24 protein-coding genes and 1 tRNA gene are annotated in these 21,321 nt (G+C 70.1%); 12 read left to right on the plus strand and 13 right to left on the minus strand.

Annotated elements, in window-relative coordinates; translation table 11 throughout:
• Positions 1-6 precede the first annotated feature (6 nt).
• Both MCHLDSM_RS32575 and MCHLDSM_RS32580 read left to right on the plus strand, forming a co-directional pair.
• Positions 7-615: a sigma-70 family RNA polymerase sigma factor gene (locus MCHLDSM_RS32575; protein WP_048473828.1), complete on the plus strand. Its 609-nt coding sequence runs from the start codon at positions 7-9 to the stop codon at positions 613-615.
• Complete coding sequence (locus tag MCHLDSM_RS32580) at positions 612-1,328, plus strand: anti-sigma factor (RefSeq protein ID WP_048473829.1); 717 nt, start codon at positions 612-614, stop codon at positions 1,326-1,328. The genes MCHLDSM_RS32575 and MCHLDSM_RS32580 overlap by 4 nt, the downstream gene beginning before the upstream one ends.
• On the opposite strand, the gene MCHLDSM_RS32585 is transcribed toward MCHLDSM_RS32580, so the two are convergent.
• Positions 1,325-2,422, minus strand: a complete 1,098-nt coding sequence (locus MCHLDSM_RS32585) for a glutamate--cysteine ligase 2 (RefSeq protein WP_048473830.1) — start codon at positions 2,420-2,422, stop codon at positions 1,325-1,327. The two genes, MCHLDSM_RS32580 and MCHLDSM_RS32585, sit on opposite strands and share 4 nt — an antisense overlap.
• A gap of 131 nt (positions 2,423-2,553) precedes the next feature.
• On the opposite strand from MCHLDSM_RS32585, the gene MCHLDSM_RS32590 reads away from it, so the two are divergent.
• Positions 2,554-3,378, plus strand: coding sequence for an LLM class F420-dependent oxidoreductase (locus tag MCHLDSM_RS32590; RefSeq protein ID WP_048473831.1), 825 nt, complete (start codon positions 2,554-2,556; stop codon positions 3,376-3,378).
• A gap of 6 nt (positions 3,379-3,384) precedes the next feature.
• Here the strand turns inward: MCHLDSM_RS32590 and MCHLDSM_RS32595 are convergent, their stop codons facing one another.
• From MCHLDSM_RS32595 to MCHLDSM_RS32605, 3 genes are read right to left on the minus strand one after another with little or no spacing between them, the layout of a single operon-like run.
• Entirely contained in the window at positions 3,385-3,654 is a 270-nt protein-coding gene (locus tag MCHLDSM_RS32595; RefSeq protein ID WP_048473832.1) for a cytochrome C oxidase subunit IV family protein, read from the minus strand.
• A gap of 1 nt (position 3,655) precedes the next feature.
• The gene (locus tag MCHLDSM_RS32600; protein WP_048473833.1) at positions 3,656-4,222 is read right to left on the minus strand and encodes a cytochrome c oxidase subunit 3; all 567 of its coding nucleotides are present in this window, start codon (positions 4,220-4,222) and stop codon (positions 3,656-3,658) included.
• Positions 4,219-4,872 (minus strand): hypothetical protein, encoded by a 654-nt coding sequence (locus tag MCHLDSM_RS32605; RefSeq protein ID WP_048474171.1) that lies wholly within the window; start codon positions 4,870-4,872, stop codon positions 4,219-4,221. The genes MCHLDSM_RS32600 and MCHLDSM_RS32605 overlap by 4 nt, the downstream gene beginning before the upstream one ends.
• A gap of 143 nt (positions 4,873-5,015) precedes the next feature.
• On the opposite strand from MCHLDSM_RS32605, the gene MCHLDSM_RS32610 reads away from it, so the two are divergent.
• Positions 5,016-5,088 (plus strand) — tRNA-Arg (locus MCHLDSM_RS32610).
• Positions 5,089-5,233: 145 nt separating this feature from the next.
• On the opposite strand, the gene MCHLDSM_RS32615 is transcribed toward MCHLDSM_RS32610, so the two are convergent.
• Positions 5,234-6,076, minus strand: coding sequence for an SDR family NAD(P)-dependent oxidoreductase (locus MCHLDSM_RS32615; protein WP_048473834.1), 843 nt, complete (start codon positions 6,074-6,076; stop codon positions 5,234-5,236).
• A 99-nt stretch (positions 6,077-6,175) separates the two neighbouring features.
• Between MCHLDSM_RS32615 and MCHLDSM_RS32620 the strand changes: the two genes are divergently transcribed.
• Positions 6,176-7,081 (plus strand): LysR family transcriptional regulator, encoded by a 906-nt coding sequence (locus MCHLDSM_RS32620; RefSeq protein WP_048473835.1) that lies wholly within the window; start codon positions 6,176-6,178, stop codon positions 7,079-7,081.
• On the opposite strand, the gene MCHLDSM_RS32625 is transcribed toward MCHLDSM_RS32620, so the two are convergent.
• Entirely contained in the window at positions 7,078-7,764 is a 687-nt protein-coding gene (locus MCHLDSM_RS32625; protein ID WP_048473836.1) for a GAF and ANTAR domain-containing protein, read from the minus strand. The two genes, MCHLDSM_RS32620 and MCHLDSM_RS32625, sit on opposite strands and share 4 nt — an antisense overlap.
• 193 nt (positions 7,765-7,957) lie before the next feature.
• On the opposite strand from MCHLDSM_RS32625, the gene MCHLDSM_RS32630 reads away from it, so the two are divergent.
• From MCHLDSM_RS32630 to MCHLDSM_RS32645, 4 genes are read left to right on the plus strand one after another with little or no spacing between them, the layout of a single operon-like run.
• A complete protein-coding gene (locus MCHLDSM_RS32630; protein ID WP_048473837.1) occupies positions 7,958-9,175 on the plus strand; it encodes an acetyl-CoA acetyltransferase in 1,218 nt (405 codons plus the stop codon).
• Positions 9,172-10,713, plus strand: a complete 1,542-nt coding sequence (locus MCHLDSM_RS32635) for a carotenoid oxygenase family protein (RefSeq protein ID WP_048473838.1) — start codon at positions 9,172-9,174, stop codon at positions 10,711-10,713. The genes MCHLDSM_RS32630 and MCHLDSM_RS32635 overlap by 4 nt, the downstream gene beginning before the upstream one ends.
• Before the next feature lie 26 nt (positions 10,714-10,739).
• Positions 10,740-11,594, plus strand: coding sequence for a winged helix-turn-helix transcriptional regulator (locus MCHLDSM_RS32640; RefSeq protein ID WP_048474172.1), 855 nt, complete (start codon positions 10,740-10,742; stop codon positions 11,592-11,594).
• On the plus strand, positions 11,591-12,151 hold the full coding sequence (locus tag MCHLDSM_RS32645; protein ID WP_048473839.1) for an isochorismatase family protein: 561 nt from the start codon (positions 11,591-11,593) through the stop codon (positions 12,149-12,151). Before MCHLDSM_RS32640 ends, MCHLDSM_RS32645 begins: the two co-directional genes overlap by 4 nt.
• Positions 12,152-12,155: 4 nt before the next feature.
• On the opposite strand, the gene MCHLDSM_RS32650 is transcribed toward MCHLDSM_RS32645, so the two are convergent.
• Positions 12,156-13,430: a sensor domain-containing diguanylate cyclase gene (locus tag MCHLDSM_RS32650; protein ID WP_131722716.1), complete on the minus strand. Its 1,275-nt coding sequence runs from the start codon at positions 13,428-13,430 to the stop codon at positions 12,156-12,158.
• 198 nt (positions 13,431-13,628) lie between these two features.
• On the opposite strand from MCHLDSM_RS32650, the gene MCHLDSM_RS32655 reads away from it, so the two are divergent.
• Positions 13,629-14,078 carry an Hsp20/alpha crystallin family protein gene (locus tag MCHLDSM_RS32655; RefSeq protein ID WP_048419662.1) on the plus strand — a complete coding sequence of 150 codons (450 nt, stop codon included), beginning with the start codon at positions 13,629-13,631 and terminating at the stop codon, positions 14,076-14,078.
• A gap of 70 nt (positions 14,079-14,148) precedes the next feature.
• Here the strand turns inward: MCHLDSM_RS32655 and MCHLDSM_RS38290 are convergent, their stop codons facing one another.
• The 3 genes from MCHLDSM_RS38290 to MCHLDSM_RS32675 all read right to left on the minus strand — a co-directional run bounded on the left by MCHLDSM_RS38290 (position 14,149) and on the right by MCHLDSM_RS32675 (position 18,142).
• Positions 14,149-15,147 (minus strand): alpha/beta hydrolase fold domain-containing protein, encoded by a 999-nt coding sequence (locus MCHLDSM_RS38290; RefSeq protein WP_053083149.1) that lies wholly within the window; start codon positions 15,145-15,147, stop codon positions 14,149-14,151.
• Between the two features lie 845 nt (positions 15,148-15,992).
• Positions 15,993-17,447 (minus strand): HAMP domain-containing sensor histidine kinase, encoded by a 1,455-nt coding sequence (locus MCHLDSM_RS32670; protein ID WP_048473842.1) that lies wholly within the window; start codon positions 17,445-17,447, stop codon positions 15,993-15,995.
• Positions 17,444-18,142: a response regulator transcription factor gene (locus MCHLDSM_RS32675; protein ID WP_048473843.1), complete on the minus strand. Its 699-nt coding sequence runs from the start codon at positions 18,140-18,142 to the stop codon at positions 17,444-17,446. Before MCHLDSM_RS32675 ends, MCHLDSM_RS32670 begins: the two co-directional genes overlap by 4 nt.
• Before the next feature lie 130 nt (positions 18,143-18,272).
• Here MCHLDSM_RS32675 and MCHLDSM_RS38845 point away from each other — a divergent pair, with 130 nt between their 5' ends.
• On the plus strand, positions 18,273-19,028 hold the full coding sequence (locus MCHLDSM_RS38845) for a hypothetical protein (protein ID WP_053083150.1): 756 nt from the start codon (positions 18,273-18,275) through the stop codon (positions 19,026-19,028).
• Between the two features lie 38 nt (positions 19,029-19,066).
• Here the strand turns inward: MCHLDSM_RS38845 and MCHLDSM_RS32685 are convergent, their stop codons facing one another.
• Both MCHLDSM_RS32685 and MCHLDSM_RS32690 read right to left on the minus strand, forming a co-directional pair.
• Positions 19,067-19,663 carry a GNAT family N-acetyltransferase gene (locus MCHLDSM_RS32685; RefSeq protein WP_048474175.1) on the minus strand — a complete coding sequence of 199 codons (597 nt, stop codon included), beginning with the start codon at positions 19,661-19,663 and terminating at the stop codon, positions 19,067-19,069.
• Positions 19,660-20,106, minus strand: coding sequence for a hypothetical protein (locus tag MCHLDSM_RS32690; protein WP_048419665.1), 447 nt, complete (start codon positions 20,104-20,106; stop codon positions 19,660-19,662). Before MCHLDSM_RS32690 ends, MCHLDSM_RS32685 begins: the two co-directional genes overlap by 4 nt.
• A 25-nt stretch (positions 20,107-20,131) precedes the next feature.
• Here MCHLDSM_RS32690 and MCHLDSM_RS32695 point away from each other — a divergent pair, with 25 nt between their 5' ends.
• Complete coding sequence (locus MCHLDSM_RS32695; RefSeq protein ID WP_048473844.1) at positions 20,132-20,578, plus strand: cupin domain-containing protein; 447 nt, start codon at positions 20,132-20,134, stop codon at positions 20,576-20,578.
• Here the strand turns inward: MCHLDSM_RS32695 and MCHLDSM_RS32700 are convergent.
• The gene (locus tag MCHLDSM_RS32700; RefSeq protein WP_048474176.1) at positions 20,568-21,293 is read right to left on the minus strand and encodes a 3-keto-5-aminohexanoate cleavage protein; all 726 of its coding nucleotides are present in this window, start codon (positions 21,291-21,293) and stop codon (positions 20,568-20,570) included. The two genes, MCHLDSM_RS32695 and MCHLDSM_RS32700, sit on opposite strands and share 11 nt — an antisense overlap.
• Between the last annotated feature and the right edge of the window lie 28 nt (positions 21,294-21,321).

Consider the following 21,321-nt stretch of genomic DNA (forward strand, 5'->3'; position numbering starts at 1 on the left):
CACCGGATGACCAGTACGCTCGACCTCACTTCCGAGGCCACGCTGACGGTTGCCGCTAGGCTACCGCTCGTGACCGCCGAACTCGACGCATTGCTGCGCCAGGTGGCCCGCCAGGATGTGGACGCCTTCGCAGCGTTCTATGACCAGACCCGTTCCCGGGTGTTCGGTCTGGTCACCCGCGTGCTGCGGGATCCGGGGTACAGCGAAGAGACGACTCAGGACGTCTACCTGCAGGTGTGGCGGAACGCCCACACCTACGACCCGGCCGCCGGCTCGCCGCTGGCGTGGTTGATGACGTTGGCGCACCGCCGCGCGGTGGACCGGGTGCGGTCCGAGCAGGCGGCGAGCACCCGCGAATCCCGGTACGGCGCCGCCAATGTCGAACCGCCGGCCGATCACGTCGCCGACGAGGTGATCCTCGACGACGAACGGCGTCAGGTCGCCAACTGCCTGGGCTCCCTGACCGACACCCAGCGCGAGTGCATCCAGCTCGCGTATTACGACGGTCTGACCTATGTGCAGGTTTCGGAGCGTCTTGCGACGAACCTTGCCACCATCAAGTCGCGGATGCGTGACGCCATCCGCGGCCTTCGCCGATGCCTGGGGGTGACATGACCAGCCCAGAAGATCTGTTGTCGCTTGCGACGCCCTACGCGCTGCATGCGCTCAGCGACGCCGAGGTCGACGACATCGACCGCCGACTCCGCGACGCTCCGCCGGGCGTCGCCGAGGCGTTCAGCTCCGAAGTCCGCGCCGTGCGGGAGACCATGGCGGTGATCGCCGAGGCGACCGCGGTCGAGCCGCCCGCCGAGTTGCGCGCCCAGGTGCTCGCGCAGATCGCCGGCGACCCGGTGCGCGCCCTGCGCCCCCGCACCCCGAAGCCCCGACGGTGGACGACATCCATGTTGGCCGCCGCGGCCGTGGTGGCCGTCGGCCTCGCCACGCTCGGCGTGGGTCTCGCGCTGCGCCCGAACAGCACGACATCGACCGCCGACCAGGTGTTCGCCGCCCCGGACGTGCGCACGGTGTCCGGTGAGATCCCCGGCGGGGGCACCGCGACCGTGGTGTTCTCCCGCGAGCGGGACTCCGGCGTGCTGGTCATGAACAACGTGCCGCCGCCCAAGCCCGGGACGGTCTACCAGATGTGGCTGGTCGCCGCGGACGGCCCGCACTCGGCGGGCACCATGGACGCCAAGGCGGTGGCACCGTCGACGACGGCCGTGCTGCCGGACCTCGGGTCCTCGCGCAGCCTGGCGTTCACCGTCGAACCGCCCGGCGGTTCGACGGAGCCGACCGGCCCGGCCTTCGCCGAACTGCCCCTGGTCTAGCCGGTCTCCAGCGTCGCCGCGGCCGCCTCGGCGACCACGTCGGCCACGTCGTGGCGTCGACGCCAGGCCTGTCGCTGCCGCATCGCACCGTTGCCGCGCTCGGCGACGGCAGCGAGACCGTCGCTGACGAACGCGTAGTCGCCGGCCGCTTCGAGCGCGGGGCGGAGCCGCTCGATGAGCTGCTCGAGAAGCGCCCGCATCGGCCGGGCGATCTGGCCCTGCAGGTCGACACCGGCACCGTCGAGCCCGTCGCGGGCCGCCTTCCAGTAGGCGGCCTTGAGCACCCACGGGGGCAGCGGCGGCAGCGGTTCACCCCGCTTCTCGTCGGCGAGCGCCGTCATCACCGCCCCCCGCACCAACGCGGCGAACAGCACGGTCTCGGCCACCGTCGCCGGCACGTCGGCGACGCGCACCTCGACCGTCGGGAAATCCTCCGACGGCCGCACGTCCCAATAGACCATGCCGTCGTCGCGGATGACGTCGGACTGGCACAGCATCCGCACCGCGGCGTCGTACTCCTCGGCGGAGTCGAAGTGCGGCGGCGGACCGGCACTGGGCCACCGGGCCCACAGCACGCTGCGCCAGCTCGCATGGCCGGTGTCGGCGTTGCGGTAGATCGCCGAGTTCGCGGTGAGCGCCAGCAGCATCGGCAGCCACGGCCGCAGCCGGTTGGCCACCGCGACCGCGGCTTCCCGATCGGGCACCGCGACGTGCACGTGGCATCCGCAGATGCCCTGCTCGTGGGCGATCATGCCGAAGCGCTCGCCGATGTCGCGGTAGCGCAGCGTGTCGGTGAGCGGGAACTCCCGCGGCAAGGTCGGGGGCAGCCCCACCGCGAGCAGACGCGCGCCGGCGCGCTGCGCGGCGTCGGCGGCCGTGCGCCGAAGGTGAATCAGCTGCTCACGCAGCCCCTCGGTGGTGTGCACCACTTTCGTCGCCGTCTCCACCTGGCAGCTGGTCAGCTCCAGCTGCAGGTCCACCCCCTGTTCGGCAGCGTGGTCGGCGACCTCCCGGTTGCGGGCCACGGGCGCGCCGGATCCCGGATCGACGAGGAGGAACTCCTCCTCGACGCCGAGCGTGGGGATGTCTGCCATCACGGCGTGCGGCCTTGAATTTTGATCCGGCCCGTCGGATTGTTCGACGACGGGCCGGATCTTCGCGGAAAAAGACTGCAGCGTTTGTGCCCGCGCGGTATCTGCTTCAAACCTGTCCCTACGATCGGATCGTGGCCAGGAAGTTTCGATTCGGTATCGGCATCATGCGGGGCACCTCACGGGTCAAGATCACTGAATCCGCCCGGCGGGCCGAGGATCTCGGCTACGACGTACTCCATGTACCCGATCACCTCGGCGGACCGGCCCCGTTCCCGGTGATGACGGCGATCGCGATGGCGACCTCGACGCTGCGGGTGGGCACCTTCGTGCTCAACGCCGCGTTCTACCGGCCGGCGCTGCTGGCGCGTGACGTCGCCGCGCTGCGCGACCTGTCGGGGGGACGGTTCGACCTCGGCCTGGGCACCGGATACGTGAAGGAGGAGTTCGAGGCGGCCGGCATCCCGTTCCCGACCGCGGGCGCCCGCGTCGACCATCTGCGGCAGACGTGCGAGTACATGGCCGAACACCTGCCCGACGTGCCGATCATGATCGCCGGCAACGGGGACCGGGTGCTGCGCCTCGCGGCTCAGGCGGCCGACATCGTCGGCCTCACCGGCGGGGACCGGGCACCCAGCCCCGGGGAGGACCCGCTGGCCGACCGGATCGCGTTCGTGCGCGACGCCGCCGGCGACCGCTTCGACGACCTCGAGCTGAACATCGCGATCACGGCGGTGCCGCTCGACGGGTCGGGCATGCCCGACCTCACGATCCCGCGCCACTTCCTGCCGGGCCTGTCCGACGAGGAGTTGCTGCGCCACCCCGGCGTGCTGTCCGGATCGACCGCGGACATGGCCGAGCGGATCCGCGGCTACCGGGAGCACTACGGCATCGACTACGTGATCGTCCAGGACCGGCACGCCGAGGCGTTCGGGGACGTCATCGCGGCGCTCGGATAGCCCGCGCTACAGCCACAGGCAGAGCGCGGAGAGCAGGGCCCACATCCCCACGCAGTAGCCCTCGAACGCGGCGCGCAGCGCGAGCGGGGCGTGCCTGAGCTCCATGAAGTCGAGCCCGACCAGACGCACCTTGAACGCGGCGATGCCGAGCACCACGACGCCCACCGCCGAGCCGGTGCCGTGTTCGGCGCCGACCGCCCAGGACACCAGCGTCGCGGCGACCAGGATGAGCCAGCTGAGGCCGGCGCGGTTCTTCAGCAGCCCGAGGACGGTCATGTCAGCTCACCAGATACAGCAGGGCGAACAGGAAGATCCACAGCAGGTCCACCAGATGCCAGAAGCAGGCGGCGCCTTCGACCAGTGCGGTCCGGGTGGTGCTCAGCTCGGCCCGGCGGGTCTGCGTCAGGACGAAGGTCAGCGCACCGAGCCCGAGGCAGACGTGAAAGAGATGCAGACCGGTCAGGATGAAGTAGTAGAGGTAGAAGTGGTTGGCGCCGGGGCCGTGTCCCGCCGCGGCGAGGGAGACGTACTCCGAGACCTTCAGCGCGATGAACCCGATGCCGCAGACGATGGCCGCGGCGACGGCGCGGGTCGCCACGGCACGCTGCCCGGCGCGCATCGCGCCCAAGGCGAGCACCACCAGCAGCGAACTGGTGAGCAGCACGAGCGTGTTGACCACACCCACGCCGATGTGCAGCGTGGTCCGCGCGGCGTCGAAAACCGCTGGCGCACTGGCGCGTTCGACGAGGAAGGTGACGAAGAAGGCGCCGAAGACGGCCATGTCGCCGAACAGGAAGACCCAGGTGCCGCTCTCGCCGGGCACCCGCCGCGCGGTCGTGGTCACGCCGAGACGGCCTGCTCGGCGGTGATGGACCTCAGCATCACCGCCGTGGTGGCGAAGAGCCACACGACGAGCACCAGTCCGGGGATGTAGAAGGCGAACACCCCGTTCCACGCGAGCGGGCCGTCGTTGAAGACGACCACGACGCAGCCGGGCAGCGACAGCGTCGCCACCCAGAGGTTGAGGTAGCCGTACCACCGCGGGAACGTCGGCGGCTCGGCGGTGTCGGTGAACGCGGCGATCGCGAGGGTGATGTTCTGGACGATGATCGTGCCGACGATCCCGATGAACCACAGCCAGAACACGTCGTTGAGGGCCTGGGTGAGTTCGGCCGACCGTTCGGCGGGACGGTAGGCGGCGACGCCGAGGAAGAACTGCGGGAAGATCAGCGCCGGCACGAACACCGTCGCGGCCATCAGCTGCGTCATCGACAGCATCCCCCAGCCGCCTTCGGCACGCCGGATGCGCAGCACGATCGTCGCCAGGAACGGCAGTGCCAGAGCGGCGCTGAGCAGTGCGCCGGACACGCCGAAGCGGATCCAGAGCTCGTGGTCGACGAAGAAGGCGGCGATCTCGTCGGCCGACGCCGCGGGCGACAGCGGCGGGAAGAGCTGCGCGACGCCGGAGAAGCTGGCGCCGTAGAGGAGGATCATGATGCTGCCCGACCAGGCGCCGATGCGTTGCAGTGTCAGCTCCACCGTCGGCACGCTACCGGCGCCTCACCGATGTTTTGTCATTTTTGCCGCAAGAAAGCCGGGTGAGGAGGGGCACCATTGCCCGGTAAGCTCCCACCGTCGCCCCCGTAGCTCAGGGGATAGAGCACGGCTCTCCTAAAGCCGGTGTCGCAGGTTCGAATCCTGCCGGGGGCACTGTGTGGTGTGTATTGCGTCGGCTGATGCCTGACATTTCTCGTTCGGGTGATCGCTGACAGTTGCTTCGGCTGATTCTTGACACTCCCTCAATGAGGGAGTTGAGCGTGCCTTCGCTGCTCGGGGCACGCTGTGCGGACAATCGTCATTCGTCGAGGGCGGTGTCTCTCGAGAGCGCTTCCCACTCCAGAACCTCAGCGCGAAGGAGATCGATACGCTCGAGGATTCCGTCGACAGCGTCGCCGCCGAGCGGCAGCCGCAGCGGCGGCGTGGGGGCGTCGAGCGCGGTGAGGATCGCTTGGGCCGCCTTGGCGGGATCACCGGGTTGCGTTCCGGCGCTCGACAGGTACCGGCGGGTCGGGCCGACCGTCGCCTCGTATTCGGACATCGCGTGTGATTGGTAGGCCGCGCCTGGATCGAACAGGCTGGTACGGAAAGCTCCCGGTTCCACGATGAGGAAGCGCACACCGAAATCCACTTCCTGGGCCAACGTCTGAGTGAGCCCCTCCAACGCGAATTTAGTTGCGCTGTAGGCCCCGAAGCCCGGCGCGGTGACCTGGCCGCCGACGCTCGACATCTGTACGACCGCGCCACCTCCCCGACGGCGCATGTGGGGCAGCACGGCGCGGGTCAGCGCGGCGGGGCCGAAGAAGTGGAGTTCGAAGAGGTACCGCAATTCCTCGTCGGTCGTTTCCTCAAGCGCGCCGACCTGGGTCCGGCCGGCGTTGTTCACCAGCACGTCGATCCGCCCGTAGCGGGCGACGACATCGTCGATGAGTGCGACGCCGGAAGCACTGTCGGTGACGTCGAGGTGCACCGCCTCCACCTGATCGGGGTGAGCGCTCACCAGGTCGTCGAGTCGTTCGACGCGGCGCCCGGCCGCAATCACCACGTCGCCGGCACGCACAGCCGCTTCGGCCAGGGCTCGGCCGAAACCGCTCGTCGCCCCAGTGATCAACCACACCCGGTTCGAAGACCCTGCGTCCATGGCGAGTTCTCCCTTGCTCGATGATCGATGGCTCAGTGACTTCTACGATCGGCGCTTCAGCGGGTCGTCGTCCAAGACCCGCTGTGATAACCAAGAGTTATGGACATCCATGTCCGTGATCTGCGATATTTCGTCACGGTCGCCGAGCATCGGAACTTCACCCGCGCCGCCGAGGCGTTGTTCATCAGTCAGCCGGCTCTGTCCAAACAGATCCGGACACTCGAAAGTCAGCTTCGTACAAAGCTCTTCGTCCGCGACAGACGGTCCGTGGAGCTGACCCGTGCCGGCGAGTCGCTCCTACCCCACGCGACGGAACTCCTGCAGCGCTGGGATGCAGCGCAAGCCGACCTCGCGGCCGCCACCGCGACCCAGAACGCCACGCTCGTCGTCGGCTTCTCGACCGGCATCGGGCGCGGGCTGCTGCCGGTCGTGCGCGCCCGGTTGGCCGAGGACGCTCCTGAGGCCACCCTCCGGATGCGCCAGGTCCCGTGGGACGACCCCACCGGGGGACTGACCGCGCCGGGCGCCGAGCGCACCGACGCCGCCTTCGTCTGGCTGCCGCTCCCCGACCCCGGCCGGTACCGGTGGTTGATCGTGGCCACCGAACCGCGCATGGTCGCCCTCCCGGCCGATCACCGGCTGGCGGGGTCCACCGACATTCGCTTCGCCGACCTCGTCGACGAGCCCTTCATCGCGCTCCCTGAGAGCAGCGGGGCGTTGCGCGACTACTGGTTGGCCGTGGAGTCTCGAGCTGGACGACGCGTGACCATCGGCGCCGAGGTCTCGAGCACCGACGAGACGGTCGAGGCGCTGAGCGCCGGCCTCGGCGTCTGCCTCGTCTCGGCCGGCAACGTCCCGCTCATCGAACGCGACGGGATCGTCGTGCGGCCCGTCAACGGACTGGCGCCCAGCCGACTCGTCTTCGCGTGGCGACGAGACGACCACAGACCCCTGGTGGACGCACTGTGCCGAGCCGTCGGCACCGCCGTCTCGACGATGACTTAGGTGCCGCGGGTGTCGATCACCCGCTGCGCGATGTCGGTCAGCTTGGTGTTGCTGTCCTGCGACAGCCGGCGCAGCATGTCGAATGCCGCCACGTCGTCGACGTTGTAGCGCTCCATGATGATGCCCTTGGCCTGCCCGATGCGGTCGCGGGTCGACAGCGCCGACTGCAGCTGCTCGTTCTGCCGGCTCGCCATGATCGCCGCCGCGGCATGGGCGGCCAGGATCGCCCCGATGTTCTCGTCCGGGGCGCCGAAGGAGTTCGGTTCCTGTGCGAACAGGTTGAGGGCGCCGGCGGTCTGGTCGGTCGTGTACAGCTTGAACGACAGGCCGCTGCGCACCCCCAACTCGGCGGCCGCGGCGGAATACCGCGGCCAGCGATTCTCGGCGGCGAAGTCGTCGGACCGCACGATGAACTCGTCGAGGGCGGCCTCGAGGCAGGGCCCTTCCTTGAACGTCATCTGCAGCCGGTCGAGCTCATGCGGCAGTTCGGAGGTGCCGGCAACCGACTCGAACCGGCCTGCCTTGCCCACGAAAAGGATCCCGGCCGCGTCGGCGCTCGGGATGAGTTCCATCACCTCGCGGGTGACGTCGTTCAAGACATCGTCGACACTGCGGGGCGCTGCCACCGCCCGAGCCAGCTCAGCCATCCGCTGCGCGAGCTCATGATTGGTCGACCCCGTCATGACCCTGGTAATTCCCACATCGACGGAACCGTACACCGGGCGGGGTTTGCCCTGCTGACTTGCGGGCAATGCAGGCCCGCAGACAGGTGCCTCGGTCGACCAAGGCCCCTGTTAGGTCTCGTCGGTTCAGACCTGCAGCCGACGAGACCGCACTTGCACCAGTCACTCCGTTAGTTGTAGTAGCGTGCCGAAGATGAGCGCACCCGGTGTGTGGATCCTCGGCGGGTACCAGAGCGACTTCGCGCGCAACTTCGACCGCGAGGGGCTGGACTTCTCGGGTCTGACGGCGGAGGTCGTCGACGCGACGCTGGCCGCATCCCGGCTGGACGCGGCCGACATCGGCGTCGTGCACGTCGCCAACGCCTTCGGTGAGCTGTTCGCCCGGCAGGGCCACCTCGGCGCGATGCCGGCCACCGTCCACGACGGCCTGTGGGACGTGCCTGCGACCCGGCACGAGGCGGCGTGCGCGTCGGGCAGCGTCGCGACGCTGGCCGCGATGGCCGACCTGCGCTCGGGCGCCTACCGCACCGCCCTGGTGATCGGGGTGGAGCTGGAGAAGACGGTGCCCGGTGACGCAGCGACCTCCATCCTGGGCACCGCGGCGTGGACGGGCCACGAAGGTGCGGACGCGAAGTACATGTGGCCGCACATGTTCGAGACGGTCGCGGCCGAATACGACCGGCGCTACGGCCTCGATGAGACCCATCTGCGGGCCATCGCGGCCCGCAATCTCGCCAACGCGCGCGCCAACCCGAATGCGCAGACCCGCACCTGGGCCGTGCCCGAACCGCTGACCGACGACGATGTCAGCAACCCCACCATCGAGGGCAGACTGCGCCGGTTCGACTGCAGCCAGCTCACCGACGGCGGCGCAGGCCTGGTCCTGGTCACCGACGACTGGCTGCGCGACCATCCGACCGCGCGACCACTGGGTCGCATCGACGGCTGGGGGCACCGCACCGTCGGCCTGGGCCTGCAGCAGAAACTCGACCGCTCCGCCGGTCAGCCCTATGTGCTGCCGCATGTGCGCTCGGCCGTGCAGGACGCGTTCGATCGCGCGCAGGTGCGCCTCGACGACATCGACGGGTTCGAGGTGCACGACTGCTTCACCCCCAGCGAGTACCTCGCCATCGACCACATCGGGCTGACGCCGCCGGGCGAATCGTGGAAGGCCATCGAGAGCGGCGACATCGATCCCGACGGCCGCTGCCCGATCAATCCCAGCGGCGGCCTGATCGGGGGCGGCCATCCGGTCGGCGCGTCCGGGGTGCGGATGCTGCTCGATGCCGCCCGTCAGGTCAGCGGAACCGCCGGCGCCTATCAGGTCGACGGGGCACAGACGTTCGGCACGCTCAACTTCGGTGGCAGCACCGCCACCACCGTCACCTTCGTCGTCGGGAGTCACGCATGAACCTGCGCACCCATCCGGAGATCGTCGCCACCTACCTGTCGACACTGCCGGCTGACGACGACCACCCCTACCGGACCGGACCCTGGCGGCCGCAGACCACGGAGTGGGACGCCGACGATCTGACCGTCGTCGCGGGCAGCATCCCCGACGATCTCGACGGCGTGTACCTGCGCAACACCGAGAACCCGCTGCACCCGGCGCTGAAGAACTACCACCCGTTCGATGGTGACGGCATGCTGCACATCGTCGGCTTCCGCGATGGAAAGGCGTTCTACCGCAACAGATTCGTCCAGACCGACGGCTTGCGCGAGGAGAACGCGGCGGGCGGGCCGCTGTGGCCCGGCATCGCCGAACCGGTCGAATTGTCCCTCCGCGACTACGGCTGGGGTGCAAGGACTTTGATGAAAGACGCCTCGTCGACCGATGTGATCGTGCACCGCGGCGTCGCGCTGACCAGTCACTACCAGTGCGGCGATCTCTACCGCATGGACCCGTGCACCGGAGACGCGCTGGGCAAGGAGGACTGGAACGGCGGCTTCCCGTCGGACTGGGGAGTGTCGGCGCACCCGAAGGTCGACGCCCGCACCGGGGAACTGCTCTACTTCTCCTACAGCAAGCAGGCGCCGTATCTGCGCTACGGCGTGGTGAGCGATGCCGGGCAGGTGGTGCACACCGTGGACGTCGAGCTGCCCGGCCCGCGACTGCCCCACGACATGGCGTTCACCGAGAACTACGTGATTCTCAACGACTTTCCGCTGTTCTGGGAGCCCGCGCTGCTCGAGCACAACGTGCATCTGCCGCGGTTCCACCGCGACACCCCGTCGCGTTTCGCGGTCATCCCGCGCAGGGGCGACGTCTCGCAGATCAGGTGGTTCGAGGCCGACCCGACCTACGTGCTGCACTTCCCCAACGCCTACGAGGACGGCGACGAGATCGTGGTCGACGGCTTCTTCCAGGGCGATCCCGAGCCGGCCGACAACGGCATGGGGAACAAGTGGCAGCGTGCCTTCCGGTTCCTGGCGCTGGACCGGATGCAGGCGCGGCTGCACCGCTGGCGGTTCAACCTCGTCACCGGTGAGGTCCGCGAAGAGCAGTTGTCCGACAGCATCAGCGAATTCGGCATGATCAACCCCGACCACGCCGGGCGCAACTATCGCTACACCTACGCTGCGACGGGCAAGCCGGCCTGGTTCCTGTTCGACGGGCTGCTCAAACACGATCTGCACACCGGCCGCGAGGAGCGCTTCGCGTTCGGCGACGGCGTGTACGGCAGCGAGACCGCGATGGCGCCCCGGACCGGCGGCGGTGCCGGCGATCGCGCGGAGGACGACGGCTACCTCGTCACGCTCACCACCGACATGAACGCCGACGCCTCCTACTGCCTGGTGTTCGACGCGGCCCGCGTCGGCGATGGCCCCGTGTGCACCCTCGCACTGCCGGAGCGAATTTCGAGCGGCACTCACTCGACGTGGGCACCGGGGGCGGACCTTCCCCGGTGGCGCGAGGCCGACTCCGCGGCCGCCGCGATCGGCCTGTGACGGGCGGTCCGAACGCCGTCGCCCGGATGCTCGGAACACTCGGTGACGAGTGGACGCTGCTGATCGTCCAGCAAGCGCTGCTCGGCGCCACGCGGTACGGGGATTTCACCGACGCGCTCCCGGTGTCGCATTCCGTGCTGTCGGCGCGGCTGCGTTCCCTGGTCGACGAGGATCTGCTGACCCGCCGCGAGTACCAGACCAGGCCGTCTCGTGCCGAGTACCCGGTGACGCCCAGGAGCCGGTCGCTGTGGCCGATGCTGACCTCCATCTGGGAGTGGGAGCGCACCTGGGTCACCGAGCACGTGACGCCGTTGCCCGCGATGCGGCACGCCTCGTGCGGCGCCGACTTCTCTCCGACGCTGACCTGTCGTGCCTGCGACACGCAGTCGACCGAGAAAGACGTTGTGGCGCAATGGGGTCCGAGTGGTTCCTGGGCCCGGTCCACGCCGTCGACGACTCACCGGCGCCGGTCGGGTGAGCGCCGTCTCGGCGCGGGCGCGCTGTTCCCGCAGACGATGAGCGTGATCGGCGACCGGTGGGGCTTCGCGCTGCTGGTGGCCGCGTTCGTCGGAATCGACCGGTTCACCGATCTGCAGACCGAGCTGGGCGCCCCACCCGGAACCATCGCCCACCGACTCGCGACGTTCACCGCCGAAGGGATCCTGCACAGCACCGGCGGCCGGTACCGGCTGACCGAGAAGGGCCGCGCGTTCTTCCCGGTGCTGGTGTGTGCGCTGGAGTGGGCGCAACGCTGGTATCCCGACCCCGAGGGACCCGCGGTGCTGCTGACCCATCGCGGGTGCGGGCGGCGGTTCCACCCCGCCCTGGTGTGCGATCAGTGCTGTGTTCGGCTGCGCGGATCCCGGATAATGACGGCATGACCACGCTCGAAAACCGTTCCGCCACCGCCCTGCTGGTCGTCGACGTGCAGAACGTCGTCGTCGACGGCGCCTACCGGCGAGACGCCGTGGTGGCCAACATCGCCGATCTCGTCGAGCGCGCGCGGCGCGCGGACACCCCGGTGGTCTGGGTCCGCCACCACGACGACGTGCTCCCCTACGGCAGCGACGGCTGGCACATCGTGTCCGAGCTGTCTCCCGCCGACGGCGAGCCGATCATCGACAAGAGCTACGGTGACGCGTTCGAGGACACCCCGCTGGAGCAGACGCTGGCCGACCGGCAGGTCGGTCGCCTCGTGGTGACCGGCGCGGAAACCGATGCCTGCGTTCGCAGTACGCTACACGGCGCGTTCACGCGCGGCTACGACGTCGACCTCGTGGCCGACGCGCACACCGCCGGCGACAAGACCGCATGGGGCGCGCCCCCGGTTCCGGCTGTCATCGATCACACCAACCTCTACTGGGCCCATCAGGCCGCGCCCGGCCGGACCGCCGGCGTCGTCGCGACGGCCGAGGTCGATCTCGGCGGGCGCGAGTGACCGGTCAGCGCCGGCGGCGGCTCTTGTGCCGGTACATCTCGGCGTCGGCGGCCCGCAGGAGCGATTCGACGTCGTCGACGATGCCCTGTGCGTAGCCCACGGACGCGGCGAGCCGCACCGGCGTGGTGGCGGTTCGGTACGGCTCCGACAATTCCGTGGTGATGCGCCTCAGAAGCGTGGGTTGCCCGTCCGACCCCGATGCCGCGGGGGTCACGACCACGAACTCGTCGCCGCCGAGGCGGTAGGCGCTGTTGGGCGGCTCGACCAGCTCGGCGAGCCGCTGTGCCGCGGCGGACAGGACGGCGTCGCCGACGGCGTGACCGTGCACGTCGTTGACGTGTTTGAAGCCGTCCAGGTCGATGAAGAGCACGCCGATGGGCTCGTCCGGGGACCCCGCGTGGTGCTGCTCGAGGCGCTCCACCAGCGCACGCCGGTTCGGCAGTCCGGTCAGCTGATCGGTCACCGCGAGCCGGGCCAGTTCGACCTCGGCGGCCCTGCGCGCGGTGACGTCCTGGAACTGGGCAACGGCCACGTCCTGTCCGTTGCGCGCCGCCGGCACCAGCACGAGGTCCCGCTGCAGCCACACCGCTGTGCCGTCGGCCCTGAGGTACCGCCGTTCCGACGACAGATGCGGCGTCGTCCCGTTCACCAGCGCGGTGAACTCCGCCTCCCCCGACTCGAGGTTGTCGGGATGCACGAACCGGCGGAAATCGCCGCCGACGAGATCCTGCTCGGTGCAGCGCATCAGCGCGCAGAAGGCCGGATTGGCCTGCAGCACAATGCCGGCCGTGTCGACCACCACGGTGCCGACCGGCGCGTGAGCCATGCTGATCTCGAACAGTCGCACGGCCTCGTCGCGCGTCCGCTCCGCCTCCACCCGGGCCGTCACGTCGGTGACCTGGACGACGAAGCCCCGAACCTCGTCGTCGACGATGTCGGGAACGTAGGACGCCTGCGTGTGCCGGGTCATGCCGTTCTGATCGATCAGGGTGCGCTCGAAGAGTTGCTCCCGGCCGGCCAGCACTCCGTCGATGTGGGGCAGGTTCAGGGCGTACACAGCCTCGCCCAGCACCTCCCTGATGTGCCGCCCACGGATCTGACCGGGGGTCATGCCGAAGTACTCGAGGTAAGCGGCGTTGGCGATGACATTGCGCCGCTCGCGGTCCCAGTAGCCGACCAGCGCGGGCAGGCTGTCGATGAAGCGGCGCAACTGAGACGTCTCGTCGGACCCCTCGAGCCGGGCCCCGGTCGCGGGTTCCGCGACGACGTCTCGCTGCACCACTCCTATCTAACGCAGTTCGCTGCGCGGGGGGAGGGCCTTTGGACCCTCATCCCTCGCCGGCACTGTCGAAACCGGAGAAAATCCGGCCGAAAGTTCTTGGCACTCTCCGATGACGAGTGCTAATCTCGCTGGTGCACAGTGATTTAGTCGCCCGCCAGGGTGGCGGGCCCTGAGTGACGTAGGAGGTGGATTACTGTGCTTCGCTTTGATCCGTTCAGTGACCTTGACGCTCTGACCCGGGGCTTGCTGAGCAGCCAGACCGGATCAAACCGCGTTCCGCGTTTCATGCCGATGGACCTCTGCAAGATCGACGACCACTATGTGCTCACCGCCGATCTGCCCGGCGTCGACCCCGGTTCGGTCGACGTCAACGTCGACAACGGCACGCTGACGATCTCGGCCCACCGCACCGCGCGGTCCGACGAATCGGCCCAGTGGCTCGCCAACGAGCGCTTCTTCGGCGGCTACCGCCGGCAGCTCTCGCTCGGCGACGGCATCGACACCGGCGCGATCTCGGCGACCTACGAGAACGGCGTCTTGACGGTGACCATCCCCGTGGCGGAGCGCGCGAAGCCCCGCAAGGTGGAGATCACCCACGCCGGCTCCCAGGCGTCCATCTCGCCGACCACGGTCGACGCCGAATAGTCCGACGGCTCCGCCGTTGGGGTGCAACCGTATTCGCCGGTTGCATCCCGACGGCGGGCCATTGTCGCGGCTAGGGAGCGATGCCCAGCTGCTGGTACATGTAGGGGCGACCCGCCTTGGTCTCGGGGAAGATCGTGAAGATTGCCCAGTCGTGGGGCTCACCCATGCGCAGGACGAAGGTGAAGTCAGCACCCGACGTTGCCGCCGCCTTGTCCTTGAGAGCGATGATGCCGGGCGCGGTGATGTCCCTGCTTCCGGCGTAGACCGTGGTCGGTGGCAGTCCGGCCAGCGATCCGTTCAGCGGGCTCACCAGCGGATCACCGAGGTCGAGTCCGTCGGCGTATCGCCGGGCGATCTTGTTCAGGTCCGACAGGACGGGACCTGTGAACACCGGGTCGTTGACCAAGGGGATCGCGGGGTCGGTGAAGGTGGCGTCGACCACCGGGGAACTGAGCACCATGCGGAACGGCACAGGACTACCGCGGCGCACCAATTCCTGGACGGCGGAGAACAATATCTCCCCGCCGGCTGAGTCGCCGTAGACACTGACGTGGTCGGCCCCGATGTGGTCGATCTGGGCGCCGACCAGGTCGGCGATCGTGGGCACGATGGTCGACGCGGTGCCGCCGTGTCGCACCAACGGGTAGATCGGGACGATCACCGTGGCGCCGGTATCGCGCGCCAGCGACGCGTAGTCCAGCCAGTTGAACACCAGCGGCTGGAGGACACCACCCCCGTGGACGCCGACGACCTCCTTGCCCGAAGGGTTGGGCGCCTCCAACGTCCACACCGGCATTCCCTCGAATCTGCTGCGATGCACGGTGAGGCCCACCGTCGTCCAGTGCGGCGGGCGGGCTCTGCTCAGCAGCCGGGTCACCGGCAGCGTGAGATCGACATGCAGGGCCTTGCCGATGTTTCCCACCAGCTGGAAAGCCGCGGACAGAGTGGTGGACACCTTCGAGGGTTCGCCGATGAAATCGGCCGGTGGCCATGTGACGGTGGGCTGCATCAGCGTCGTGGTGGCACCGGCCTGCCAGGTGGAGGTCCGAGCGGACGGCGAGTGGATCACCGGTGACTGATCGGCGGATTCTGCCGCCGATTCCCGGCGCGCGAGGGCGAAAAGGGTCCAGGTGACGGGGGAATCGCCGGGCTGGGCAGGAGAGTCGCTGGGCGACGCCTTCCGAGCCTGTCTGCCGCGCGGGCTCACCGGGCCAGGTGCGCCGTCGCCGGACTGTGCTGCGGTCCCCGCCGCTTCAGCAACGTCTCGTCCATCCCTTGTGTCAGAGGGTGCCGTTGGATCCGCGGATACGGAGTCCAGCCGCGGCACCGCGAGGTCGGGCATCGTCAGTCTGACGTGCTTCACCCGCCGCTCGACGGAGTCATCCCCACCGGACGCACGCGACGTCCGAGCGATCGACGACCGCGACGTGGACCCGGTGGAGTTCTCCGCCGTCGACCGCCTGGATGTCGGTGAAGCCGATACGGCGCCTCTCTTGGATGGTGGAGCACCGGTACTTTCCCCCGAGGGGCCCGCGGAGGCGGCTGCACCCGGCGAATCGGCCGGTGTGGCAGACGCCGCCCATGGCGTCGTGAGCAGCGCGGTGCCGATGCCGAGAGCGACTGCGAGTCCCCCGACACGACCGATGTATCTACCGTGGTTCATGGTCGTCCCCTTCACGAATCGGTGCTTCAGGACCGCTCGGCGAACCTCGGCACCGGACACAGGCAACGACGCGCGCTTCACAACGGTTCTGTGTGGTGACGACCCTGACACCCGCCGTCGCAGGGAGCGTCAGTAGCGGCCTACTGCACTTCGCCGGCGCCCAGACGTTCGTTGGTGGCACTGTCGGGGAATCGCCACGGTCGTTGTGCTTGAACCGGATTCGCACCGTTGGGCCGCACCCGCCGCCGGCATCAGTCCGCCGGATGCCACAGCGGCAGCGTGAGCACGAACCGCGCCCCGGGCCGGTGCGGCACGTTGACGAGATCTCCCCCGTGCGCCCGCGCCAACGCCCGGGCGATGGGCAGGCCGAGTCCGGCGCCGCCACGATCGCGGTCACGGGCTTCGTCGAGGCGGACGAGCCGTTCGAAGATGCGGTCGCGCTGACCGTCGGGCACCCCGGTGCCCGTGTCGGTGACGGTGAGGACGGCGCGTCCGCCGACCGCGCGCGCATCGATCGCGACGGTCCCGCCCGCGGGCGTGTGACGGCGGGCGTTGTCGACGAGATTGGCCAGGATCTGCGCGATGCGCAGAGGATCCGCGAGCACCGGCAGCATGGCGTCGCCGCTACGCCGGATCTTGAGCCCCGGGGCCAGGACGGCGCTGCGCTCCCGCTCGGCATCGGCGAGAGCCGCCAGGTCGCAGGGTTGCCGATCGAGCGGCGAGCCGGCGTCGATGCGGCTGAGGTCGAGCATGTCGGCAACCAGCCGCCCGGCCCGGCGGGCCTCGCTGAGCACGAGTTCGGCGCGGTGTCGCTGCCGGTCCGACTCCGGGTCGTCGCGCTGCACGGCAGAGGAGACGATCTGGTCTGCGGCGGCGAGGATCCCGGCGATGGGCGTGCGTAGCTCGTGGGCGGCGTCGGCGAGGAATCGGCGCGTCGACGCCTCGGCGTGCGCGGCGGCCTGCGCCGAGCTGTGCGCCCGGTTCTCGGAGTACTCCAGTGCGTCGACCATGGTGTCGAATGCCTTTGCCGCGCGGCCGAGTTCGGTGCCCGGTCGGTCGGGGCGCATGCGGCGGCCGCGGTCGCCCGCGGCGATCGATTCGGCGACGTCGGTCAGCCGGGTCAGCGGCAGCATGGTGGTGCGGGCGATCAGCGCGATGCCCACCGCGGTGATGGCGAGCACGGCGATCCCGGCGACCACCATGAGGATGCGCAGTTGCCGCAGCAGGGCCGACGTCGCGGTGGTGTCGGCCACCAGGATCAGCCGGCTGCCGTCGGGCAGAACGTGGTCGACGGCCGTCGCGGTGGCGTCCGGCGGTGGCGGCGGGCGCGGTCCGTCGGGCCGTCCGGGACCCCGGTCGCGGCCCGGCGGGCCGGGCGGAGGCGGCGGGGGCACGTCCTGGCCGATCACGGTGTCGGGGTTGATCGCCGGGTCGCCGTAGCGCTCGCCGTCGGCGGTCACGACTGCTGCGCGGATGCCGCCTCCGTCGACCTCGGCGGCCCACTGCCACGGCGGCGCGCCCGCCCGGGCCAGGGCGTCGACCCGGCTGACACCGGCCTGCAGACGGTCGTTGAGATCCCGTCGGGCCTGGGCGCCGATCAGCAGGTCGATGACGACGCCGAGCACCACGAGCAGGACGGCGAGGAAGGCCAGCACGGCGATCACCACCCGGCGCTGCAGCGACGGCGTCGCGGTGGTCGGGGTCACCGGGCCGGGGCCTGCAGTCGGTAGCCGATGCCGCGGACGGTGTGCAGGATCCGCGGTCCGTGCGCTTCCATCTTGCGCCGCAGGCTGCTGATGTGGACGTGGACCAGGTTGTCGTCGTAGGAGGCGTACCCCCACACCGCGTTCAGGATCTGGTGGGCGCTGACGATGCGCCCCCGCTGGTCGAGCAGGAAGTCGAGAAGCCGGAATTCGGTGGCCGTCAGCTCCAGCCGGGTGCCGGCGCGCGACGCGACGCCGGCGCCGCGGTCGACGACGAGGTCACCGGTCTGCACGGTGGCGGGCAGGCGGCCCCGGCGACGCAGGACCGCGCCCACGCGGGACACCAGCTCGGGCAACTCGAAAGGTTTGACGACGTAGTCGTCGGCGCCGCCGTCGAGGCCGCGCAGCCGGTCGGGGAGGCCGTCGCGGGCGGTCAGCATGATCAGCCCGACGTCCCCCCACTGCCGGATGACGTCGGCGAGGACGAATCCGTCGCGGCCGGGCAGCATGATGTCCAGGATGACGAGGTCGGGCCGGTAGCCGTCGAGCGCCTGCTCGAGGGCCTCGCCGTCGACACGGCCTTCGGCGGCGTACCCGGCGGACGCGAGGGCGTCGACGACCATCTCCCGGATGGCGACGGAATCCTCGACCACGAGCACGCGCGCCGGGGCGCGGTCGGTGTCAGCGGGTGCGGCCATGGGTCCATTCTGGCCGGGGCCGCCTGAAGCCAATCTGAAGACTTCGCTGCGGGCGGCGTTCTTCAGGTTGGCTTCATGACCGCGCTCTAGCGTCGCGATCGGTTCACGTTCCGACGACGAAAGAGTTCTCATGGCCAACGACGAACGCCCGCAACACGATCCGGTGGACGATAACAACACCGACGACATCCACGAGACCGATCGCATCCCCGCATCGCAGCCGTACTATGCGGAACCCCAGTACGCCGCACCCGCAGCCACTCCGGTGGCGGCCGACGAGAAGAAGGGACGCTGGGCGGCCGTGCGGGAGCCCGCTCGACGACACCCGGTCGGTGCGGCCGTCGGTGCCGCCGCGGCCGGTCTGGTGATCGGGTTCCTCGGCGGCACGCTGTTCGACGCCCACCCGACGATGTCGCTGTCGGTCGGCACCGCGTCCGTCGCGCAGCCGGCGCCGCCCCTGCCGGGTGGACCGGGCTGGGGTCCCGACGGGCCGGGCGGTCCCGGTGGACCCGGCGGTGGCCCCGGCTGGGGTCCCGACGGGCCGGGACGGCACCACGGACCCGGCGGGCCGGAAGGCCCGGGCGGCCCCGGTGGACCCGGCGGTCCCGAAGGCCCCGGCGGTCCGGGCCGCGGTCCGGATGGTGGCCCCGGTGGTCCGGGCCGCGGTCCGGATGGCGGCCCCGGCGGTCCGGGTGGGCCCGATCGTCAGGGTCCTCCCCCGCCACCCCCGGGCGGTCCGCAGGGACCCGCCGGCCCCGGCGGGCAGGCGCCTCCGCCACCGCCGGCCCAGGGTGGCCCCAGCGCGCAGGCGCCGGGACCCGGGCAGGCGCCCGCCCCGAGCACTGCCCCGCTACCCGCCGAACGGAGCGCCACGCCGCAGGCCTGACGTGTACCGGAGTCACCGACTCTGAGCGGTCCGGTCGCTCAGCCGTTGCGGTCCAACCGGAATCGCAGGTTGGACCGCACGGCGGGCCACTCGATGTCGAGGATCGAGTACACCACCGTGTCGCGCCGCGAGCCGTCGGCCAGCAGCTGATGGCTGCGCAGGATGCCATCGCACTTCGCGCCCAACCGTTCGATCGCCGCACGGCTGGTCGCATTGAAGAAATGGGTCCGGAATTCCACTGCGACACAACCTAACTCGTCGAAGGCATGGCCCAGCATCAGCAGTTTGGTCTCGGAGTTGACGCCGGTGCGCCGAGCCGCGGCGGAGTACCAGGTGTTCCCGATCTCGAGCCTGCGGTTGGGGCCGTCGACGTTCATGAAGCTCGACGAGCCGATCATCGCGCCGTCGAGGCCGCGCACCACGAACGTCAGCCCGGTCTCGGGCGTCTGCACCGCCAATCGCGTCCGCAGCCAGTCCGCGGCCGCACCGGCTTTCGGCGCACCGGTGTACCAGAGGCGCCCGAGTTCGCCGTCGGCCGCGAGCGCTTCGATCTCCGCGAGATGATCGTCGCGCAGGGGTTCCAGCGTCACCCAGCGCTCCCCCGCCAGCGTGACTGGTTCGACGAAGCCGCTCACCGGACCCTGCCGGTGGTCGGCACCGATCGCGTCCACGCCGCCAGCATCGTCCACACCGACAGCAGCGCCGCGGCCACCGCGACCCCGCCGGCGACGTAGAGGCCGTAGCCCGCCGACACCGGTGGATACACGTAGAGCCGGTAGTACCAGAAGGCGAGAACCACCAGGATCACCGAAATCGCCAGCGCGACAGTCGAAGCCATCCGGGCGGAGATGTCGCGGGCCGCCATCGCGCCGGCCACCACCAGCGACGCCGCCAACAGCACGACCAGCTGACCCACACCGAAGCCCGGCGGCGGGACCGGCATCACGCCCGCCACGCCGCCGATCGCGTTGGCCCGGCCGCCCCCGTCGGCCGACGACGTGAGCCAGGGCAACCAGGCGCTCACGGCCACGACCAGCGCACACAGCGCCACCAGCCAGCCGGGACGGGCGCGAGACATGGGCAAAGACTACTAGGGTGGGCCGATGAGCGATCTCCCCGAATGGGCGCGTCGGCTGGAGCTTTCCCCGCACCCCGAGGGGGGCTGGTACACCGAGACGTGGCGCAGCGACCTGACGGTGCCGGAGTCCGCTCTGCCGCCGGATTACTCGGGCAGCCGCGACGCCGGCACGGCGATCCTCTTCCTGCTCATGCCCGGTCAGCAGTCGGCGTGGCACACCGTGCGCAGCGCCGAGCTCTGGCTGTACCACTCGGGCGGCCCGCTGCTGCTCGAGGTCGGCGCCGAGCAGGACACCGCGACCACTCATCTGCTGGGCGCCGACATCATGGCCGGAGAGACCCCGCAGTACGTGGTGCCACCCGGTCACTGGCAGCGCGCCCGTCCGCGTGACGACCAACCCTGTCTCGTGAGCTGCGTCGTCGTCCCGGGCTTCGACTTCGCCGACTTCGCGCTCGGCGCGCCTACCGACTGAGCAGCTCGACCGCGGCCGACACCAGGGCCGCATTACCGTCGGCGCGGGAACCGTCGGGCAGCGTCAGCGTGTCCTCCATCCCGATCCGCGCCTGCAGCCCCCGAACGCCCGCATGCCGGAGCAGCGGCCAGCAGCTGTCGTCGAGCCCGTGCAGCAGGACCGGCGCCGGCGAGTCGGCCTCGGACGCCAGCGCGAGCACCTCGTCGGCGGTGGTCACGTCACCGTCGGCGCCGAGTTCGACCATCACGCGCAGGCAGTGCGCCGCCACCCCGGATGCGGCCCACGACTGGGCGGCCTCGGCATGGAAGATGCCGGCCTCCACGCCGATGCCGCGGCTGAGCAGCAGCTCGGCCAGCTCCGGCGAGCCGGGTTCGTGCCAGTTCACCGACGCGAAGTCGGGCAGCACGGACCAGCCGTCGATCGCGCGCAGTCGCTGCGTCGCATCGGGAAGCGCCCAGTAGCCGGTGGTGACCCCGAGCGGTAACCCCGGCACCGCGTCCCGTACCGCGGCCACCGCGGCCCCGACGTCGGGCGCCAGCAGTGAATCGACGCCGTCGGCGTTCTTCGGATGCAGGTGCACCGCCCTGGCGCCGGCGGCGTGCGCCGCGACCGCATCCGCAGCCAGCTGATCAGGGGTCACGGGCAGCGCGGGGTGCTCGTCGGGCGTGCGCGCCCCGTTGATACAGGCCTTGAGATAGATCATCGAGCCGGGCATACCGACCATCCTCGCCCGAACTCGCTCC

Origin of the sequence: Mycolicibacterium chlorophenolicum (assembly GCF_001044235.1) — a bacterium.
Taxonomy (GTDB): Bacteria; Actinomycetota; Actinomycetes; order Mycobacteriales; family Mycobacteriaceae; genus Mycobacterium; species Mycobacterium chlorophenolicum.

Bases quoted from the DNA above. Each gene is read 5' to 3' on its own strand.
- MCHLDSM_RS32640 (WP_048474172.1), top strand. From the start codon at position 10,740: ATGCTCGGAACACTCGGTGACGAGTGGACGCTGCTGATCGTCCAGCAA.
- MCHLDSM_RS32675 (WP_048473843.1), bottom strand. From the start codon at position 18,142: ATGGCCGCACCCGCTGACACCGACCGCGCCCCGGCGCGCGTGCTCGTG.
- MCHLDSM_RS32630 (WP_048473837.1), top strand. From the start codon at position 7,958: ATGAGCGCACCCGGTGTGTGGATCCTCGGCGGGTACCAGAGCGACTTC.
- MCHLDSM_RS32635 (WP_048473838.1), top strand. From the start codon at position 9,172: ATGAACCTGCGCACCCATCCGGAGATCGTCGCCACCTACCTGTCGACA.
- MCHLDSM_RS32695 (WP_048473844.1), top strand. From the start codon at position 20,132: ATGAGCGATCTCCCCGAATGGGCGCGTCGGCTGGAGCTTTCCCCGCAC.
- MCHLDSM_RS32645 (WP_048473839.1), top strand. From the start codon at position 11,591: ATGACCACGCTCGAAAACCGTTCCGCCACCGCCCTGCTGGTCGTCGAC.
- MCHLDSM_RS32585 (WP_048473830.1), bottom strand. From the start codon at position 2,422: ATGGCAGACATCCCCACGCTCGGCGTCGAGGAGGAGTTCCTCCTCGTC.
- MCHLDSM_RS32620 (WP_048473835.1), top strand. From the start codon at position 6,176: ATGGACATCCATGTCCGTGATCTGCGATATTTCGTCACGGTCGCCGAG.
- MCHLDSM_RS38845 (WP_053083150.1), top strand. From the start codon at position 18,273: ATGGCCAACGACGAACGCCCGCAACACGATCCGGTGGACGATAACAAC.
- MCHLDSM_RS32625 (WP_048473836.1), bottom strand. From the start codon at position 7,764: ATGACGGGGTCGACCAATCATGAGCTCGCGCAGCGGATGGCTGAGCTG.
- MCHLDSM_RS32575 (WP_048473828.1), top strand. From the start codon at position 7: ATGACCAGTACGCTCGACCTCACTTCCGAGGCCACGCTGACGGTTGCC.
- MCHLDSM_RS32690 (WP_048419665.1), bottom strand. From the start codon at position 20,106: ATGTCTCGCGCCCGTCCCGGCTGGCTGGTGGCGCTGTGTGCGCTGGTC.
- MCHLDSM_RS32605 (WP_048474171.1), bottom strand. From the start codon at position 4,872: ATGATCCTCCTCTACGGCGCCAGCTTCTCCGGCGTCGCGCAGCTCTTC.
- MCHLDSM_RS32580 (WP_048473829.1), top strand. From the start codon at position 612: ATGACCAGCCCAGAAGATCTGTTGTCGCTTGCGACGCCCTACGCGCTG.
- MCHLDSM_RS32615 (WP_048473834.1), bottom strand. From the start codon at position 6,076: ATGGACGCAGGGTCTTCGAACCGGGTGTGGTTGATCACTGGGGCGACG.
- MCHLDSM_RS32595 (WP_048473832.1), bottom strand. From the start codon at position 3,654: ATGACCGTCCTCGGGCTGCTGAAGAACCGCGCCGGCCTCAGCTGGCTC.
- MCHLDSM_RS32700 (WP_048474176.1), bottom strand. From the start codon at position 21,293: ATGCCCGGCTCGATGATCTATCTCAAGGCCTGTATCAACGGGGCGCGC.